The following is an 18,469-nucleotide window of genomic DNA, read 5'->3' as shown; positions in this document are numbered from 1 at the left end:
GCTTTGATAATTACATATATTTCATAAAATAACAATTAGTCATATAAAAAACTTATGGATTATCATTTTATAAATTTTAGAAATATTTTAACTGATAAAATCTATAATTTTTCTCAACAACTATGTAATTATAGATCTTATTTTTTATTTCAAGAGTTTGATATTCTTATAAATTGACAAAATTATATTGTAAAGTTGTTTTCTAAATGTATGATATTTGTTGATGAGGTGTATTTATGAAAATTTTAGTTTTTGGACTTGGATATGTAGGATTATCCAATGCCATTTTATTATCTATAGACAACCAAGTAATAGGAATAGATGTTGACAAAAATAAAGTTGATTTGATTTCAAAAAAACAATCACCTTTAGAAGATAAAATGATAATTTCCTATTTGGCAAATGAAGATTTAAATTTAGAAGTTAGGACTAATCCAGAGGGCTTATTTGCTGATAGTGATCTTGCTATCTTAGCATTGCCAACAAATTATGATGAAGATACAAAATATTTTGATACATCTTTTTTAGATGAAGTAATTGAAAAAATCAAAAAAGAAAATAAAAATCTTCCGATTTTAATAAAATCAACCATACCAGTTGGATACACAAAGGCAAAAAGAGAAGAATATCAATGTGATAATATAATATTTTCACCAGAATTTTTGCGTGAGGGTAAGGCCTTAGAAGATAGCTTCTATCCTTCAAGGATTATAATTGGTCATAGGGGTAACTTAGCAGAAAAAATTGCTAGATTGTACCAAAATCAAGCCAAAAATGATCCTCAAGTCTTTTTTATGGATTCTACAGAAGCTGAGGCGGTGAAATTATTTGCCAATACCTACCTTGCAATGAGAGTTTCATATTTTAACGAATTAGATACTTTTGCAGAAATCAAAGGCTTAAAGACAAAAGATATCATAGATGGAGTATCTTCCGATCCAAGAATTGGAAATTATTATAACAATCCATCTTTTGGTTATGGTGGATATTGTCTTCCAAAAGATAGCAAACAACTTTATGCAAATTATGAAAATGTACCAAATTCCATTTTTGGCGCGGTAATTGAGTCAAACAAAATAAGAAAAGATTTTGTTAGTAAGCAAATTCTCAAAGATAAGCCAAAAACTGTAGGCATATATAGATTAGTTATGAAAAAAGGTTCAGATAATTTTAGAAAATCCGCGATTTTTGATGTAATTAGTAACATTAAGGATAAAACCAATGTAATAATCTATGAACCAACCATAAAAGAAAGTGATTTTTACGGACTAAAAATTGTAAACGACCTAGAAGAATTTAAAAAATCCGACCTAATCGTTGCCAATAGAATTGATGAAAAAATAGTCGATGTAAAAAATAAGATTTACACAAGAGATATTTATAACAAAGATTAAATTATATTATTTTCGAGAGGTAATTTATGAGCGAGAAAAAAGAAAAATACGTACCCTTGGTTCATTCAAAATTAAGAAAATCTTTTATTACAGTTCCAAAAGAAATTTATAAGGCAAGTGGCATTGTAATTTTTGAAAAAAGAATTAAATCCCTACTATTTACCACAGATCTTGCAATAATAAGAAATACCAATGCCGATAGCATTATGGTTGTATATCCTTACACCCCACAAAACTCCATTTCTGATGCAATAATTAATGTTGCAAATGTTCCATGTTTTATTGGAGCAGGAGGTGGAACAACTCAAGGTTTGAGATCAAAATATGTTGCAATAGAAGCAGAACTTGCCGGAGCTTATGGAGTTGTAGTAAATTCTCCAATGCCAAATTCCGATATAAAAGAAATATCTGAATTTGTCGATATACCAGTAATAGCAACTGTTACAAGTCTTAAAAATGATTATATGGGCAAAATCAAAGCAGGTGCAGAAATTTTAAATATTTCTGGTGGCAGATATACAGCAGATTTAGTAAGAAAAATTAGAGCTGATATAGGAGATAAATTTCCAATAATTGCAACAGGTGGCAAAACTGGAGAGCAAATTTTAGAAACGATAGAAGCAGGAGCTAATGCAATAAGCTACACACCACCATCAAGTGCAGAAGTATTTGCCCAAATGATGGACAAATATAGAAATGAAGATATAGCACAATAAGGAATTATATATGTATGAAGGTTACATTACCGATATAAAAGGTATAAAAATTGGACATAGTGAAAATCTAAAAGCAGGAACAGGACTTACAGTCTTAATCCCGCCTGCAAATAACACTTGCTCAGTAGAAGTAAGGGGATCAGCACCAGGGACTCGTGAAACTGATTTATTAGATCCAATAAACAGCGTAGAATCTGTAAATGCCATAATTTTAAGTGGTGGCTCAGCTTATGGACTTGATGCTGCAAGTGGGGTAATGCACGCTTTAGAAAAAGATGGTTTGGGATTTGATGTTGGAGTTTGCAAAGTGCCAATAGTAAGCCAAGCAGTTTTATTTGACCTTGCTTATAAAGATTGGAAAATTCGTCCTGATGAAAAAATGGGTGAAATTGCCTACAAAAATGCAAATGAAAATGAAAATCGTCAAGGAATAATTGGAGCTGGCACAGGAGCAACTGTTGGAAAAATTTTGGGCATGGAAAATGCAATGAAATCTGGCCTAGGATCTGCAAGTATAAAAGTAAAAGATCTGATTGTAGCAGCCATAGTTGCAGTTAACGCCTTTGGAGATATCTACGATTATGAAAAACAAAGCCAAATTGCAGGGCCAAAAGTCGATGGGAAAATTTTAAATACGCTTGATATAATGCCAAAAACAATGGTAGATTTTACAAGCTTTGCCAACAAAAATACAACAATTGGAATAATTGCAACAAATGCAAAATTTGATAAAACAAGGCTTAAAAAAATTTCTCAAATGGCTCATGATGGTTTTGCAAGATCGATAAATCCAGTTCACACAGGATTTGATGGCGATACAATATTTGCTCTATCAACTAACGAAATAAATTCAGACCTTAATCTAGTTGGAGCTTTGGCAGCTAAAGTTGTTTCAAGAGCCATAGCAAATGCAATTTATGCTAGCACAAGTAAAAATGGAATAAAAAGCAAGTGAAAATTAATCGACGATGTTATTAAAATCATATAGAACTACTTCGAACAACTAGATCAGATAAAAAAATTAATTTTATTAAAAAAATAATAATATTAAATAAGAAAATATTGACTTAATAAAATTAAAATAGTAGAATATATCAGTAACACTCTACTCCGTGAGCAATTAACGGGGTCGTTGACCAAAGGGAGGTGAAAAGATGAATAATTATGAAGCAGTATTGATTTTCAAAGCTGATATGACAGATGAAAGCAGAACTGAACTATTAGAAAAATTCAAAAATATAATTGCAGAAAATGGTGAAGTTACAAGCGTTGATGACTGGGGCAAAAGAAGATTAGCTTACGAGATTAATTATATGAGAGATGGATATTATTATATCGTAGACTTTAAATCAGAGCCTGACCATATCAAGGAATTTGAAAGAAGACTTAGACTTTCAGAATCCATAATCAGATACATGGTTATCAGAAAAGAGGACTAATCAATGAATAGAGTTATACTTATTGGCAGATTAACAAGAGATCCGGAATTAAGATATACTCAAAATAACCAAGCAGTGGCAAGTTTTACTCTTGCTGTTGACAAAAGACTTAGTAGAGAAAAAAGAGCAGAAGCAGAATCTTTAAATCGTCCGACAGCTGATTTTATCCGCATAACTGTATGGGGTAAACAAGGTGAAAATGCATCCAGATATCTAAGAAAAGGAAGTCAATGCGCTGTTGAAGGTAGCATAAATACAGGTTCTTATCAAGATAGAGAAACAGGTAAAACTGTTTATACTACAGAAGTTTGGGCTAATAATGTTGAATTTATAGGCTCAAGAAATGATAATCAATCTAACGGCTACAATAATAGTAATTATGGTGATAACCAAGATTATGGTAACAATAATTATGGTGGCAACCAAGATTATGGCAATAATAATTACTCTCAAACAGGCTATCAAAACAATAATCAAAGCCAAGGAGCTTTTGATGATAACGACGATTTCTTTGATGATGATTTCACAGAAATTGAGGATGATGGTAGGATTCCATTCTAAAAATAGAAAGAAAGGAATAACATGGCACCAAATAGAAGATTCAAACCTAGAAAAAAGGTTGATCCATTTGTAAAAGATCCTTCAAAAGTGATCGATTATAAAGATATTGAAACTTTAAAAAGATTTATTTCCGACAGAGGAAAGATCTTACCAAGAAGAGTGACAGGTCTTAATGCAAAGCATCAAAGAGAAATCACACGTGCAATTAAACGTGCTAGACAAGTAGCATTATTACCATACGAAGAAAACTAAAATAAAAATTAAACATTCAATAAGCAATAATAAGCGCTTAAGGTTAATGCATGTGTGTATGGCTTAAGCGTTTTTTATTTATTAATTTAAGAAAACATTGTAAATCTTTGACAAATACATTAAAATATATATATACAAATTTTTAGGAGGTATTTTTATGTCTGTTGAGATTTTATCTTTAGTTGTAGCCATTTTAGCTATAGTGTTCATGGGCTTTAACATAAAAGCAAAAATCATGCCACTATCAGAAGGAAATGAGCGTATGCAACAAATCTCAAGCTATATTAGAAACGGAGCAATGACTTTCATTAAGAGAGAATATTCCTTCATTGCAATTTTTGTCGTTGTTGTAGCAATTTTACTAGCAATATTTTTAAATGTTAGAATCATGATTTGTTATTTACTTGGTTCTATGTTATCAATGCTTGCAGGTTTTATTGGTATGAGAGTTTCTACAGCAAGTAACGTAAGATGTGCTAACCAAGCTCACCAAGAAGGTCAAGATGGAGCTTTAAAGGTTGCATTTTCAGGCGGTTCTGTAATGGGAATGGCTGTAACAGGTCTTGGATTTATTGGAGTAATTATTGCATATATCAATTTTAAAGACCCAGCTATCCTTATGGGATATTCTCTAGGAGCTTCATCTGTTGCATTATTTGCCAGAGTTGGTGGTGGTATTTATACCAAAGCTGCTGACCTTGGAGCTGATTTAGTTGGTAAAGTAGAAGCAGGAATTCCAGAAGATGACCCAAGAAACCCAGCTGTTATAGCTGATAACGTTGGAGATAACGTAGGCGATGTTGCTGGAATGGGTGCAGATTTATTTGAATCATATGTAGGAGCAATAATTTCTTCTATGACATTAGGTCTAGTTTATTTCCAAAATGCTGGTATAGAATTTACTTTATTCTTATCTGCTCTAGGAATTTGTGCATCAATCATAGCTTCTATAGTATTTTTAGTAAGTAAACATAACAATCCACAAAAATCTTTAATGGGAACCTTATATATCTCAGGAGCCATTGTTCTTGTTGGTGCTTTATTCTTATCAAATAAATATTTTGGCAATTACAGTGCAGCTCTTGCTGTAATTACAGGACTTGTAGCTGGTATTTTAATAGGATTATTAACTGAAATTTATACTTCAGATAAATATAAACACGTAAAATATATTGCGAAAGAATCATCAACAGGTGTTGCAACCAACATCATTGCTGGACTTTCAACTGGTATGCTTTCAACAGTATTTCCTATCATAGTAATTGCTATTGCAATTATGCTTTCATTTAAAGTTATGGGAGTATTTGGTATAGCACTTGCTGCTGTAGGAATGCTTTCAATAACAGGAATTACAGTAACAGTTGATGCTTACGGTCCAATAACAGACAATGCTGGTGGTATAGCAGAAATGAGCTACCTACCAGAAAGCGTTCGTGATATTACAGATGGACTTGATTCAATAGGAAATACAACTGCTGCAATTGGTAAAGGATTTGCAATTGGATCTGCTGCATTAACAGCACTTTCACTATTCATCTCTTATGCAGAATCAATAAATATAACAGAAATTTCTATACTTGATAGTAGAGTAGTAGCTGGAATGTTTATTGGAGCAATGCTTCCATTCCTATTTTCAGCTTTGACAATGAACTCTGTAGGAAAAGCAGCAAGCCAAATGATCGATGAAGTTAGAAGACAATTTAGAGAAAATGATCAAATCCTTGAAGGAAATGCAGATCCAGACTATCAAAATTGTATCCAAATTTCAACAACAGCTTCTCTAAGAGAGATGATTATCCCTGGTATTCTTGCAATTGTTGTACCAATAATTGTTGGATTTATCTTAGGACCTCACGCTCTTGGTGGATTACTTGCAGGAGCTTTGGTAACAGGAGTAATGATGGCAATATTTATGTCAAATGCTGGTGGAGCTTGGGATAACGCTAAGAAATACATCGAAGGCGGTGTAGAAGGCGGCAAAGGTTCAGATGCTCACAAAGCTTCAGTAGTAGGTGATACAGTTGGAGATCCATTCAAAGATACTTCAGGACCATCACTAAACATTTTAATCAAACTTATGACAATAGTTTCTGTAGTATTTGCAGGATTATTTATATAAGAAAACAAAAGGCGAGGAGAAATCCTCGCTTTTTTTAAACCAAACTTTGAATAGACTTATTTGACAAAAATAAAAATTAATTATATAATTATCTAGTATTTACGCAGGATTGGCGGAATTGGCAGACGCGCAAGACTAAGGATCTTGTGACCGATTTTAGGTCGTGGAAGTTCAAATCTTCTATCCTGCACCATAGAATATTTATACAAGGTTATAAAAAGATATTGGCTGATTTATGCTGATATCTTTTTATATTTATAAATTTATTTCTATACAATAGAATATAAACGGATATAAAATAAAATGCTTGTAGTTTTTTTATTTTACATATTAAAAGGACAATTCAATACTGTCCTTTTTTGTTAAATTTATAGATTTTCTTTAATTTATTTCATATTTAAGTTATACTATTAGTTAAGGAGTGAGTAATGAGTAAAACACTAATGCTAATAGATGGTTCTTCTTTAATATTTAGGGCGTTTTTTGCTTTGCCAAATCTAACTAATAACGATGGGGTAATGACAAATGGAGTTTATGGTTTTTTGACCATGTATCAAAATGCCTTTGATAAATATAAGCCGGATTCTGTGCTTGTAGCCTTTGATAGAAGTAGCAAGACTTTCCGTCATGAGGAATTTAAAGATTATAAGGCCACAAGAGATAAGATGCCCTCAGAGCTTTCTTATCAATTTGGAATTTTAAAAGATATTTTAGATTCTATGAATATCAAATATACTGATCTTGAAGGTTATGAGGCAGATGATATAGTTGGAACCTATGCTAATATGGGCCAAGAAGATGGGTACAAAGTTGTAATAATAACTGGCGATAGGGATTATTTGCAATTAGTCGATGATAATATTTTTGTATATTTAACCAAAAAAGGTATTTCTGATATGGCAGAATATACCGTTGATTCCATAAAAGAAGAGTATGGCCTTTTTCCAAAACAACTTATAGATGTAAAAGGCTTACAGGGCGATAAGTCTGATAATATTCCTGGAGTAGATGGCATTGGACCTAAAAAAGCTATAGGCTTTATCAAAGAATACGGATCCTTGGAAGGACTTTACGAACACATAGATGAAGTTTCTGGCAAAAAAACTAAAGAAAGCCTAATTGACAATGAGCATATAGCATATCTTAGCAAAAAAATAGGAACTATTGTTACCAATGCTCCAGTAGATTTAGATCTAAGTGATTTAGCTTTGGGAGAAGCTAATATCGAAGAACTAAAGGAAAAATTTTCCAAATACAATTTCAATAGATTTTTAGAAAAACTTGAAAATAATAGTAAGACCAAGGATGAAAAAATTCATGATTTTGACTATGTTATTTCAAAAGATTTTGAGAAATTACTAAAAAGTATAGATAAAGATAAAGAATTTTATTTTAAATCATTTTTTGATGGTGAAAATTATATCCATTCTAAGATTTATAAAATTGCCATAAAAACAAGAGATTCAGAAACTTATGTAATTGATCCAAATAAAAAATTTGTTGAAAGTTTTAAGGAAGTTTTTGAAAATCCCAAAATTAACAAAATTTCTTTTGATATAAAAGAAGATTTGGTTTTGCTCGATAAATTAGGAATAAATGTAAATATGGCTTATGATGATTTGATGCTCATGCATTATCTAATCGATCCATCAAGATCTTCCTACGATATCAAAAATTTAAGCCAATCTTTTTCTGACAAAGAAGTTTTAAATGAAAGTGATTTGCTAGGTAAGGGTGCTAAAAAAATAGCTTTAGAAAAACTTGAAGAAGAAAAATTATATAATTATATGGCTTCTTTTTTGTACACACTAGAAAATTCCAAAGAAAAACTTATAGGCGAATTAGAAAATTATAAGATGCTGGATCTTTATAAGGATATTGAAATCCCACTATCAAAAGTCTTGGCGGATATGGAAATAAATGGTTTTGTGACTGATATCAATGTCTTGGAAGATTTGAAAAAAGAAATCGACCAAATATTAGAAGATTTAACAAAAGATATATACGAATTAGCTGGAAGTGAATTTAATATAAACTCTCCAAAGCAATTGGGCGAAATTTTATTTAAGGATTTAGATTTGCCAGTAATAAAGAAAACCAAAACTGGATTTTCCACAGATGCCAAAGTTTTGGAAAAACTTAGAGATAAGCATCAAATAATACCAAAGATTGAAAAATACAGAGAAATGTATAAATTGCGCTCAACTTACATTGAAGGCTTGGAAAATTCAATAGACGAAGATGGAAGAATTAGATCAACCTTTAGACAAAATATCGCATCAACTGGCAGATTATCCTCAACAGAACCAAATTTGCAAAATCTACCGATTCGAACTGAAGAAGGTAGGAAAATTAGAAAAGCTTTCAAAGCAAGTCCTGAAATGATTTTAATTGATGCAGATTATTCTCAAATCGAGCTTAGAATTTTAGCTTCCTTGGCAAATGATCAAAATATGATCGATGCTTTTAATCACGGAGTTGATATTCATACAAAAACTGCTTCAGAGGTATTTAAAAGACCAATAGATGAGGTCACTAAAGAAGAAAGATACAGAGCTAAGGCTGTAAATTTTGGTATAATATATGGTATAAGCGATTATGGTTTGTCGCAAAATCTAAATATACCAAGAAAAGTTGCCAAAGAATATATAGATAATTATAAAAAATCTTATCCAAATATCAAAAAATACATGGAAGACATTGTTAAAGATGCAAGAGAAAAAGGCTACACTCAAACACTTTTTAATAGGAGAAGATATATACCAGAAATTTCTTCTAAGAATTTTAATGTAAGAAGTTTTGGCGAAAGAGTTGCCTTAAACACTCCAATCCAAGGAACAGCTGCGGATATAATCAAAATTGCCATGATAAAAACTTACGAAAATCTCAAAAAAGAGAAAGTAAACGCTAGAATAATCCTACAAATCCACGATGAGATTATCCTAGAATCAACAATTGAAGATAAACAAAAAGCTGAAAAGATATTAAAAGATTCCATGGAAAGTGCAGCAAAACTTAAAGTAGCTTTGGAAGTGGAAATTGACAGTGGAGAAAGTATGTATGAATCCAAGTAAAATTGTAATTACAGGGACGATAGCTTCGGGCAAATCAACCTTGTCAAATCTTTTAAAGGAATATGGTTTTGATCTAATATCTGCTGATGAAATCAACAAAAAACTCCTTGAAAAAGGAGAAAAAAATTATCTTGCCATCAAAAATTCCAGATGTTTTGATCAGGCTTTTGATGGAGAATTTTTAGATAAGAAAAAATTAGCGGAAATTATTTTTTCAGACCCTAAGAAACTTTCCCTACTAAATGAACTTACTCATAAAAATATTTTGGAAGAAATAAATAAAGAAATAAGCCGAATTTCAAAGAAAGCTGTTTTTATTGAAATTCCCTTGTATTTTCAAATGAAGGAAAAATTTGCCGCAGATGAAGTTTGGCTAGTTATGGCAAATGAGCAAGTTCAGTTGCAAAGACTAGCAAAAAGAGATGGCATAGATTTAACTTTTGCCAAAACCAAGTTAGAAAGTCAAAAAACTACGGAAAATATGATAGATAAAAGTCAAGTAGTTTTTGATAATAGTTCCTCAGTTGATGAACTTAATAAAAAATTAAAAGAAATTTTAGAAAAAAAGGATTTATTATGAAAGTTTTAAAATTTTTAGGAAAAATTATAGGTTTTATAATCCTAACAATACTTACGGTTATTGGCCTAAGTTATGGAATAATAGCTTATCAGACCTCAAGAACTCAGATAAATTACCAAGATCAAATAAAAAAATATTCCGATAAATACAATGTTGATCCGCTTTTGACTGCAGCAATTGTAAAAGTCGAGTCTGATTTTGATAACGATGCCCAAAGCCACCAAAATGCCAAGGGACTTATGCAACTATTAGATGAAACCGCCAAACATTCAGCAGAAGTTATAGGTGAAAAGTATTATCCAGAAAAATTAAACGATATCGATTATAACCTAAATTTAGGCGTAGGTTATTATGATTATCTTTTCAAATATTACAATAATAAAGAACTTGCCCTTGCAGCCTACAACGGTGGAGTAGGAAATGTCGATAAATGGATAGATGAGGGGCTATTGGATAAAGACGATCCAGACATTTCAAAAATTCCTTTTAATGAAACTAGACAATATGTGACTAAGGTATTGTCAAATTATAATGTATACAAAACTTTTTACAAAGATGGCTTGCCTACAAACATGGAATTATCGGATTTGGGACAATTATCTTACAATAATTACATGAAATTTATTGACCAAATTTTATCGGATATAAGATAATGATTGAGAAATTTAACAATTTAATTTATAATATAAGAGAGCAAAAGAAAAAAAGGAGAGAAATATGGCCCAAGATGTTTTAACATTTAAAAAGGGTGTACATATAGATGAGTTTAAGGAACTATCAGAAGATAGCAATCTATTAGTACTTGAAGTTCCTAAACAAGTGGTAATTCCGCTTACTCAACACATAGGTGCCCCTAGTAAGTGCTTAGTAAACAAAAAAGATGAAGTGGCAGTTGGTCAATTAATCGGTCAAGCAGTCGGTAATTTTTCAGCTAATATTCACTCATCAGTAGCTGGCGTTGTTACAGATATCATTGATATACAAACAGCCTCAGGTAAAAATGCTCAAGCTGTCGTAATTGATACAGAAGGCTTTGATCAAAACAAAGAGTACATATTAAATGAGCATGTAGATTTAAGCAAAGAAGAAATCGTTAGCAAAATCAAGGATGCAGGAATTGTAGGAATGGGTGGAGCAGCTTTTCCAACTCACATCAAATACACTCCTCCAAAACCAATTGATACAGTAATTGTTAACGGTGCAGAATGTGAGCCTTATGTCACATGTGATGATTACATACTTAAAAACAAGCCTGAAGCGATTGTAAAAGGACTTTCTTTATTAGTAAAGGCAGTTGATGCCAAAGAAGGAATTATAGCAATCGAAGATAATAAGCCAAAAGCTTACGAAAGTATTTCAAATTATCTAAAAAATTATGATGCTCCAGTAAAATTAAGAGTAGTAAAATTAGCTACCAAATATCCACAAGGTGATGAAAAAAGAATTATTGATGCAGTACTTCATAGACATGTTCCATCAGGTGGTTTACCAATGGATGTCGGAGTAAATGTATCAAACGTTTCTTCAGTAAATGCAGTTTATGAAGCAATTTATTACGATAAACCTTTGTATGAAAGAGTGATGACTGTAACAGGTCATAATATTAACAAACCAACAAATATGTTGGTAAAAATAGGAACAGCTTTTGAATATGCAATAGATCAAGCAGCCGGTACAAAAGGGGAAATCGGCAAAATCATAAACGGTGGTCCAATGATGGGAATTGCTCAACCAACAAACGATAAACCAATTGAAAAAGCTACAAACTGTATCTTAGTTCAAACTAAAGAAGAAGCAATTCCACAAGTTACTGAACCTTGTATAAGATGTGCAAGATGCGTTGAAGTTTGCCCAGTTAATTTAATGCCTTTGTATATTCACAAATTTGCCCTAAAGGAAAAATTAGATATGGCAGAATCATACAGAATTATGGATTGTATAGAATGTGGATCTTGCTCTTATATTTGTCCATCAAAAAGACCTTTAGTTGAAGCTATAAGATTTGGCAAAAGACAAATAAGACAAGCAGGAAAATAAGGGGAGAAATATGGAAAATACAGAAAAATTATTAGTTACATCTTCTCCTCATGTGAGAAGTAATAGAAGTGTCCAAAAGGAAATGCTAGATGTAGTAATAGCACTTGTACCTGCTGGACTTGCAGCAATTTATTATTTTGGTTTAAGAGCTTTATTACTAATTGCTGTATCAGTTTTAACATGTCTACTATCAGAAACTTTGTTTAACAAAGCAATAAAAAAGGAAAATACTATAAAAGATTGCTCAGCTATAGTTACTGGTATTTTGTTAGCCTTTAACGTACCATGCACACTACCAGTTTGGCAAATTGTTATAGGAGCAGCCTTTGCAATAGTTGTTGTAAAAATGGCCTTTGGTGGAATTGGACAAAATATTGTAAACCCTGCCTTGGCAGCTCGTGCATTTATGCTTGCATCATGGCCAAGCGCTATGACAAATTTCATAGCTCCAGATAAAATTTCACAACTAAAAGATGGAGTAGATATTGCTGCAATAACATCTGCAACACCTTTATCTGATCCAGAAAGCTATAAATTAATGGATTTATTCTTAGGAAATATTCCTGGATCATTAGGAGAAGTGTCAGCACTTGCTTTAATGATAGGTTTTGTTTATTTATTAATAAGAAGAGTAGTAAGCATAAAAATGCCTTTAATATACATAGTTACAGCAAGCGTACTTTTAGGCTTGTTCAACGGTTTTGATAATATTTTAAGAGATATTTTATCAGGTGGAATGTTACTTGGTGCATTTTTCATGCTAACAGATTATACAACAAGCCCAGTAACACCAAATGGTCAAATTGTATTTGCAGTCTTGGCAGGATTTTTAACTGCTATTATAAGATCTTTTGGAGGATATCCAGAAGGTGTAAGCTATTCAATATTACTTGCAAACCTTGTAGTACCAATCATAGAAAAATATACCATGCCAAAAGTATTTGGTGTTGATTATACAAAAAACAAAGGAGTAGCAAATGAATAAAAGTTTAAAACTTGGATTAAAATTACTTCTTATTACAACTGTAACAGGTTTGCTTTTAGCCTTTACCAATAATATGACAGCACCAGTTATTGCTGAAAGGAAGGCAGAAGAGCTAAAACAATCATTGGCAATTGTATATCCAGCTGATAAATATGAAGAAATTGAAGTTGAAAAACCAGATACTGTCACAAATGTCTACAAGGCAAGCTCAGCTGATGGCGATGGTTATGTATTTCAAATTAATTCACCTGGTGGTTATGGTGGAAATATAGAATTTCTAATCGGAGTAGATGGTGAAAATAAAATTACTGGTTTTGCACCACTAAGTCATTCCGAATCAGCAGGATTTGGCCAACAAATGGAAGAAGACGCTTTCAAAGAAGGAACTGTAGGAGTTAGTATGGATAGTGAAGTTAAGGCTTCAAAAACAGGTGGCGAAAATGAGATCGTAGGAATTTCTGGTGCCACCATTTCAACAACTACAATTCTTCGTGGTATCAACGATGCCAGAAGCGTATTAGAGAAGCTTAAATAGGAGTTATTATGGAACAACAAATCGATAGACTTATTGAAAATGTAGAAGAAAAAACAGAAGAAAAGAAAAAACACGATTTCGGCAAAATATTTAAAGATGGTGTCTTAACAAACAACCCAGTACTTGTACAAATGGTTGGTATGTGTTCAGTATTAGCTATATCTTCAAGCTTAACTAATGCTATAGGAATGGGAATTGCAGTAATTTTTGTATTGACAATGAGTAACTTAGTAATATCCCTACTTAGAAATTTCATAGAAGATGAAGTTAGAATTCCATCATTTATAGTAGTTATAGCAGGATTTGTAACTATCGTACAGATGTTAATAAAAGCATACTCACCAGCTTTAGATAAATCTCTAGGAATTTTCATTCCACTTATAGTAGTAAACTGTATAATTCTTGCTCGTGCTGAAGGATTTGCTTCACAAAACGGTCCAATAGAATCAATCGTAGATGGAATTAGCCAAGGCTTAGGTTATACTATTGCTATTTCAATACTTGCATCTATAAGAGAGCTTTTTGGTTCAGGGACTTTATTTGGAGTACGAATTATTGCAAAAGAATACACGATAGGATTTTTCTTACAACCAGCATCATCTTTTATCTTGCTAGGCTTATTGTTTGCAGGATTTGCTGCATTGACAAGTAAGAAAAAGAAAGCAAATTAGGAGATAAAAATGAGTGGCTTAATTTCAATAATAATAGGAACAATTTTTGTATCTAACTATGTATTAGGACAATTCTTAGGTATCTGCCCTACACTTGGTGTAACAAGCAAAGTAGAAACCGCAACAGGTATGGGATTTGCAGTAGTTTTCGTAATAACACTAGCTTCCCTAATCACATGGATTATTCAATATTATTTGTTAGAAAAATTTAACATTCAATATTTGCAAACAGTTGTATTTATACTTGTAATTGCAACTTTAGTTCAATCAGTAGAAGCAGTAATGAAAAAATCACTACCAAGCTTATATGCAGCTCTTGGTGTTTATTTGCCATTGATAACTACAAACTGTGTAGTTTTGGGAGTTGCAATAAAAGTTATAGACAATGGTTATAATCTAATTCAAACTTTAGTATATGCAATATCTGCATCAGTAGGATTTATGCTAGCTTTGTTGATACTTGCATTTTTAAGAGAAAAAACTCAAGATAATGATATGCCAGAAGCTTTCAAAGGAGCTCCATTATCATTAATCACTCTAGGCCTTATGTCAATAGCCTTTATGGGTTTTGCAGGATTATAGGAGGTAGAAATGACTAGTATTATAACCCCTGTAATCGTTCTTGCCTTATTAGGATTTATCTTTGCCATAGCTTTGGGAGTAATTAGTGAGAAATTTCATGTAGAAACTTCAATAGAAGAAGAATCAGTTAGAGCAGCTTTACCAGGAGCTAACTGTGGAGCTTGTGGATATCCAGGTTGTGATGGTTGTGCAAAAGCCATAGCAAATGGAGAAGCTCCAGTCGATGCTTGCGTAATAGGTGGACCAGCAACAACAGCAGATGTTGCAAAAGCCATGGGAGTTGAAACTGTTGCAGGTGGAGAAAAGCAAGTAGCAGTTGTAAAATGTAATGGCGATTGCGAAAGTGCAAAAGATAAGTATCAATATGCAGGAATAAATGATTGTAGAGCACAAATTTCCCTATTTGGTGGCAAAAAAGAATGTAACTATGGCTGTTTAGGATGTGGATCTTGCGAAAAAGCTTGTCCATTTGATGCTATACATGTCCATAATGGTCTTGCTCTTGTAGATCGTAACAAGTGCGTAGCCTGCGGAAAATGCGTTAAAATTTGTCCAAAAGATATAATAACCTTAGTACCATTTGTTCAAAAAGCAGTAGTTCTTTGTTCTAACCAAGAAAAAGGAAAGGATGCTAGAAAGAAATGTAGCAAAGCTTGTATAGGTTGTACAATATGTGCCAAAACTTATCCAGAAGGCTTTGAAATGAAGAAAAATCTATCAGAAGAAAATATAAATCCTGATTTAGATTTACTTTTATTGCAAGAAGCAGCTGATAAGTGTCCAAACAAGTGTATTAAAGTATATAAATAAATTGTAAAATAAGCCGGTTATCCGGTTTATTTTTTTACCTAAATTTACTTATTCTATAATTGACAATAAAAAAAATTTAATATAAACTCATATAATGAGGTATTTTTATGAAAATCAAAAGGGCAGATATAATTTTATCTTTGGCTTTATTGGTATTGAGCATAATATTAGCAGTAGTATTGGGCAAAACTAATAGCAATTCGCCAAAAGTTTTAAGAATTGAAAAAGACTCAAAACTATACGGAGAATATGATTTGAGTATAGATAGAGAAATAGTTTTAGAAGATAAAAATCATTACAATAAAATCATCATAAAAAATGGCAAAGCCACAATGTATGAGGCCAATTGCCCAGATCAAATTTGTGTACATATGCATGACATTAGCAAAAGTGGTGAAACAATTATTTGCTTACCCAACAAAGTTTTTTTGGAAATTGTCGATAAAAATCCAAAAAATCAACCAGAAATTGACAAGGTGGTAAGGTAAAATGAATAGTACAAAGAAAGTTACAAATGTAGCCTTACTTACAGCAATGGCCCTTGCAATTTCTTTAATAGAGCAGATGATTCCACTTCCAGTCCCGATTCCTGGTGCAAAACTTGGTTTTTCCAATATGATTATTTTAATTTGCCTATATTTATATCCATTAAAATACGCCTTGCTTGTAGGAATTTTAAAATCTTTTTTGCTAATGCTTATTACAGGATCTGTAAGCTCGTTTTTTTATTCGATAAGTGGAGCTATTTTTTCAGCCCTTGCCATGGGAATAAGTTTAAAATTACGGGGTAAAACCTTTAGTTTTGTTGGAATAAGTGAAATTGGTGCATTTTTTCATAATTTTGGTCAAATATTAGTTGCATCTTTTGTAATGGGAAATATTAAAATGTATCTTTATTTTCCAATATTGGTTATTATGGGCATATTTACAAGTTTTTTTGTTGGTTTAAGCGTAAATTATATAACTAGTCACATGGATAAGATAAATTTTGGAGATATTAAAAATGAAAAGATCGATAAAAGATTTTGATGAAGATGATAGACCTCGCGAGAAATTAATCAAAGAAGGTTCGGATAGCTTAACAGATGAAGAACTTTTGGCGATAATCTTATCAACTGGGACAAAGGATAAAAACGCAATCGAGCTTGCAAGAGAAATTTTAAACACTTTTTCTTATGAGGAATTGCTCGATATTGAGGTAAATGAATTAAGTAAAATTAATGGAATCAAAAATGCCAAGGCCAGCAAAGTTGTTGCAAGCCTAAAATTTGGCAGAAGAATTGCCCAAAGACTTAATCAAAAAGAGATAAAAAGTATAAAAGAGAGCAAGGATGTGTTTTTATATCTAAAAGATGAATTGAAAAACGCCAAAAACGAATACTTTTATGCTATCCTACTTGATACAAAAAATGTTATAATATCTAAAGAACTAATTAGCAAAGGAACGCTAGATCAATCTCTAGTTCACCCTAGAGAAGCTTTTAAATCTGCTATTAAAAAATCGGCAAAAAGCATAATTTTTGCCCACAATCATCCATCAGGAAATCCAAAACCATCAAAGGATGATTTTGCAATAACAGATAGGCTTGTAAAAATTGGTGAATTATTAGATATTACCGTTCTTGACCATATAATAATAGGTGAGAACGATTATTATAGTTTTAAAAGAGAGAATTATATATAGGAGCAATAATTAGATGAAATTTAGAATGATTGCAAATGATTTTGCAATTGATTTAGGAACTAGCAATGTACTAGTATATAAGAAAAATCAAGGAATAATTTTAAGCGAACCTTCTATTATGGTACTTGATGATACAAATACAAAAGTTTTAGCTATTGGAGAAAAAGCTAAGGAAATGATGGGCAAAACTCCGTCAAATTTGCAAGTTGTAAAGCCAATAGTTAACGGAGTTATAAGTGATTTTAACCTAACAGAGGCCATGCTAAATTATTTTTTCGCCAAGGTAAATCCTGGAATGTCGCTTATACAAGCAAAAATTGTCCTTTGTATTCCATCAGGAATTACAGATATAGAAACTAGGGCGATTTTAGATGCAGCTTTGCATGCAGGATCTAGAGATATTATTTTAGTTGAGCAAACTTTAGCTCAAGCTTTTGGCATGAATTTATCACCAGAAGATCCTAAGGGAAGATTGATCATAAGTATGGGAGCTGGAAGCACAGAAATTTCTGTGATATCTTTAAATGGCATAGTTGCAGGCAAATCCATCAACAAGGGTGGAGATTTTATCGACCAAAAAATAGTAGATTATTTTAGAGATATTAGAAAATTAGATATAGGTCTTAATACTGCAGAAAAAATAAAGGTAAATATTCTAAGCCTAAAAATAAAAGATAAAGATTTGGCCATGAATGTTGAAGGCAGAGATATGCTTTCAGCTAGCCCAAAATCTATAGAAATCACCAGTAAAGACTTGGTGGAAATTATTTTGCCTTATGCAGATGAGCTTGTAAATGGAATCTATGAAGTTTTTGAACAAATTCCACCAGAATTAACCGCTGACATAAAAAGAGATGGATTTTATTTAACAGGTGGATTTAGCTTGCTTAAAGGAATTAGAGAATTTATAGAAACAAAGACCAATATCAATTCCAATGTTTCAGATAATCCATTAACAGATGCCATCAACGGCGCAGGAGTAATTCTCGAAGATCCAGAAAGATTTTTTAAATATCGCAAGTAGGGGAAA

General features: G+C 32.0%; 20 protein-coding genes and 1 tRNA gene. All 21 read left to right on the top strand.

The window, feature by feature from the left end; genetic code table 11:
* Positions 1-236 precede the first annotated feature (236 nt).
* The 21 genes from GAN53_RS05700 (at position 237) to GAN53_RS05600 (ending at position 18,463) form a co-directional block, all read left to right on the top strand.
* Complete coding sequence (locus GAN53_RS05700; protein WP_151409898.1) at positions 237-1,394, top strand: nucleotide sugar dehydrogenase; 1,158 nt, start codon at positions 237-239, stop codon at positions 1,392-1,394.
* A 26-nt stretch (positions 1,395-1,420) separates the two neighbouring features.
* Positions 1,421-2,110 (top strand): hydrolase, encoded by a 690-nt coding sequence (locus GAN53_RS05695; RefSeq protein WP_151409897.1) that lies wholly within the window; start codon positions 1,421-1,423, stop codon positions 2,108-2,110.
* Between the two features lie 10 nt (positions 2,111-2,120).
* Entirely contained in the window at positions 2,121-3,065 is a 945-nt protein-coding gene (locus GAN53_RS05690) for a P1 family peptidase (RefSeq protein WP_151409896.1), read from the top strand.
* 199 nt (positions 3,066-3,264) lie between these two features.
* Entirely contained in the window at positions 3,265-3,549 is a 285-nt protein-coding gene (gene rpsF, locus GAN53_RS05685; protein ID WP_151409895.1) for a 30S ribosomal protein S6, read from the top strand.
* 3 nt (positions 3,550-3,552) lie between these two features.
* Positions 3,553-4,110, top strand: coding sequence for a single-stranded DNA-binding protein (ssb, locus tag GAN53_RS05680; RefSeq protein ID WP_151409894.1), 558 nt, complete (start codon positions 3,553-3,555; stop codon positions 4,108-4,110).
* A 21-nt stretch (positions 4,111-4,131) separates the two neighbouring features.
* Positions 4,132-4,362 carry a 30S ribosomal protein S18 gene (gene rpsR / locus GAN53_RS05675; RefSeq protein WP_099320978.1) on the top strand — a complete coding sequence of 77 codons (231 nt, stop codon included), beginning with the start codon at positions 4,132-4,134 and terminating at the stop codon, positions 4,360-4,362.
* A 157-nt stretch (positions 4,363-4,519) separates the two neighbouring features.
* Positions 4,520-6,481 (top strand): sodium-translocating pyrophosphatase, encoded by a 1,962-nt coding sequence (locus tag GAN53_RS05670; RefSeq protein WP_151409893.1) that lies wholly within the window; start codon positions 4,520-4,522, stop codon positions 6,479-6,481.
* Between the two features lie 103 nt (positions 6,482-6,584).
* Positions 6,585-6,674, top strand: a tRNA-Leu gene (locus tag GAN53_RS05665).
* Between the two features lie 235 nt (positions 6,675-6,909).
* A complete protein-coding gene (gene polA / locus GAN53_RS05660) occupies positions 6,910-9,555 on the top strand; it encodes a DNA polymerase I (RefSeq protein ID WP_151409892.1) in 2,646 nt (881 codons plus the stop codon).
* Positions 9,542-10,135 carry a dephospho-CoA kinase gene (gene coaE / locus GAN53_RS05655; RefSeq protein WP_151409891.1) on the top strand — a complete coding sequence of 198 codons (594 nt, stop codon included), beginning with the start codon at positions 9,542-9,544 and terminating at the stop codon, positions 10,133-10,135. The genes polA and coaE overlap by 14 nt, the downstream gene beginning before the upstream one ends.
* Complete coding sequence (locus tag GAN53_RS05650) at positions 10,132-10,788, top strand: lytic transglycosylase domain-containing protein (protein ID WP_151409890.1); 657 nt, start codon at positions 10,132-10,134, stop codon at positions 10,786-10,788. Before coaE ends, GAN53_RS05650 begins: the two co-directional genes overlap by 4 nt.
* Positions 10,789-10,852: 64 nt before the next feature.
* The gene (gene rsxC / locus GAN53_RS05645) at positions 10,853-12,172 is read left to right on the top strand and encodes an electron transport complex subunit RsxC (protein ID WP_151409889.1); all 1,320 of its coding nucleotides are present in this window, start codon (positions 10,853-10,855) and stop codon (positions 12,170-12,172) included.
* Positions 12,173-12,182: 10 nt separating this feature from the next.
* Positions 12,183-13,157: an RnfABCDGE type electron transport complex subunit D gene (locus GAN53_RS05640; protein ID WP_151409888.1), complete on the top strand. Its 975-nt coding sequence runs from the start codon at positions 12,183-12,185 to the stop codon at positions 13,155-13,157.
* Positions 13,150-13,692 carry an FMN-binding protein gene (locus GAN53_RS05635; protein ID WP_151409887.1) on the top strand — a complete coding sequence of 181 codons (543 nt, stop codon included), beginning with the start codon at positions 13,150-13,152 and terminating at the stop codon, positions 13,690-13,692. Before GAN53_RS05640 ends, GAN53_RS05635 begins: the two co-directional genes overlap by 8 nt.
* Before the next feature lie 8 nt (positions 13,693-13,700).
* Positions 13,701-14,363 carry an electron transport complex subunit RsxE gene (rsxE, locus tag GAN53_RS05630; RefSeq protein ID WP_151409886.1) on the top strand — a complete coding sequence of 221 codons (663 nt, stop codon included), beginning with the start codon at positions 13,701-13,703 and terminating at the stop codon, positions 14,361-14,363.
* Positions 14,364-14,372: 9 nt separating this feature from the next.
* Positions 14,373-14,945 carry an electron transport complex protein RnfA gene (locus GAN53_RS05625; protein ID WP_151409885.1) on the top strand — a complete coding sequence of 191 codons (573 nt, stop codon included), beginning with the start codon at positions 14,373-14,375 and terminating at the stop codon, positions 14,943-14,945.
* Between the two features lie 9 nt (positions 14,946-14,954).
* On the top strand, positions 14,955-15,755 hold the full coding sequence (locus GAN53_RS05620; RefSeq protein ID WP_151409884.1) for an RnfABCDGE type electron transport complex subunit B: 801 nt from the start codon (positions 14,955-14,957) through the stop codon (positions 15,753-15,755).
* 107 nt (positions 15,756-15,862) lie between these two features.
* Positions 15,863-16,243: a NusG domain II-containing protein gene (locus GAN53_RS05615; protein ID WP_151409883.1), complete on the top strand. Its 381-nt coding sequence runs from the start codon at positions 15,863-15,865 to the stop codon at positions 16,241-16,243.
* A gap of 1 nt (position 16,244) precedes the next feature.
* Positions 16,245-16,784, top strand: coding sequence for a Gx transporter family protein (locus tag GAN53_RS05610; protein ID WP_151409882.1), 540 nt, complete (start codon positions 16,245-16,247; stop codon positions 16,782-16,784).
* Positions 16,759-17,439 carry a RadC family protein gene (gene radC, locus GAN53_RS05605; RefSeq protein WP_151409881.1) on the top strand — a complete coding sequence of 227 codons (681 nt, stop codon included), beginning with the start codon at positions 16,759-16,761 and terminating at the stop codon, positions 17,437-17,439. Before GAN53_RS05610 ends, radC begins: the two co-directional genes overlap by 26 nt.
* Before the next feature lie 13 nt (positions 17,440-17,452).
* Positions 17,453-18,463 carry a rod shape-determining protein gene (locus tag GAN53_RS05600; RefSeq protein WP_151409880.1) on the top strand — a complete coding sequence of 337 codons (1,011 nt, stop codon included), beginning with the start codon at positions 17,453-17,455 and terminating at the stop codon, positions 18,461-18,463.
* Positions 18,464-18,469: the final 6 nt, after the last annotated feature.

The sequence above is a fragment of the Anaerococcus sp. Marseille-P9784 genome, assembly GCF_902500265.1.
GTDB lineage: Bacteria > Bacillota > Clostridia > Tissierellales > Peptoniphilaceae > Anaerococcus.
The sequence above is the reverse complement of the archived record's forward strand: the minus strand, read 5'-3'. Positions and strand labels throughout refer to the sequence as shown.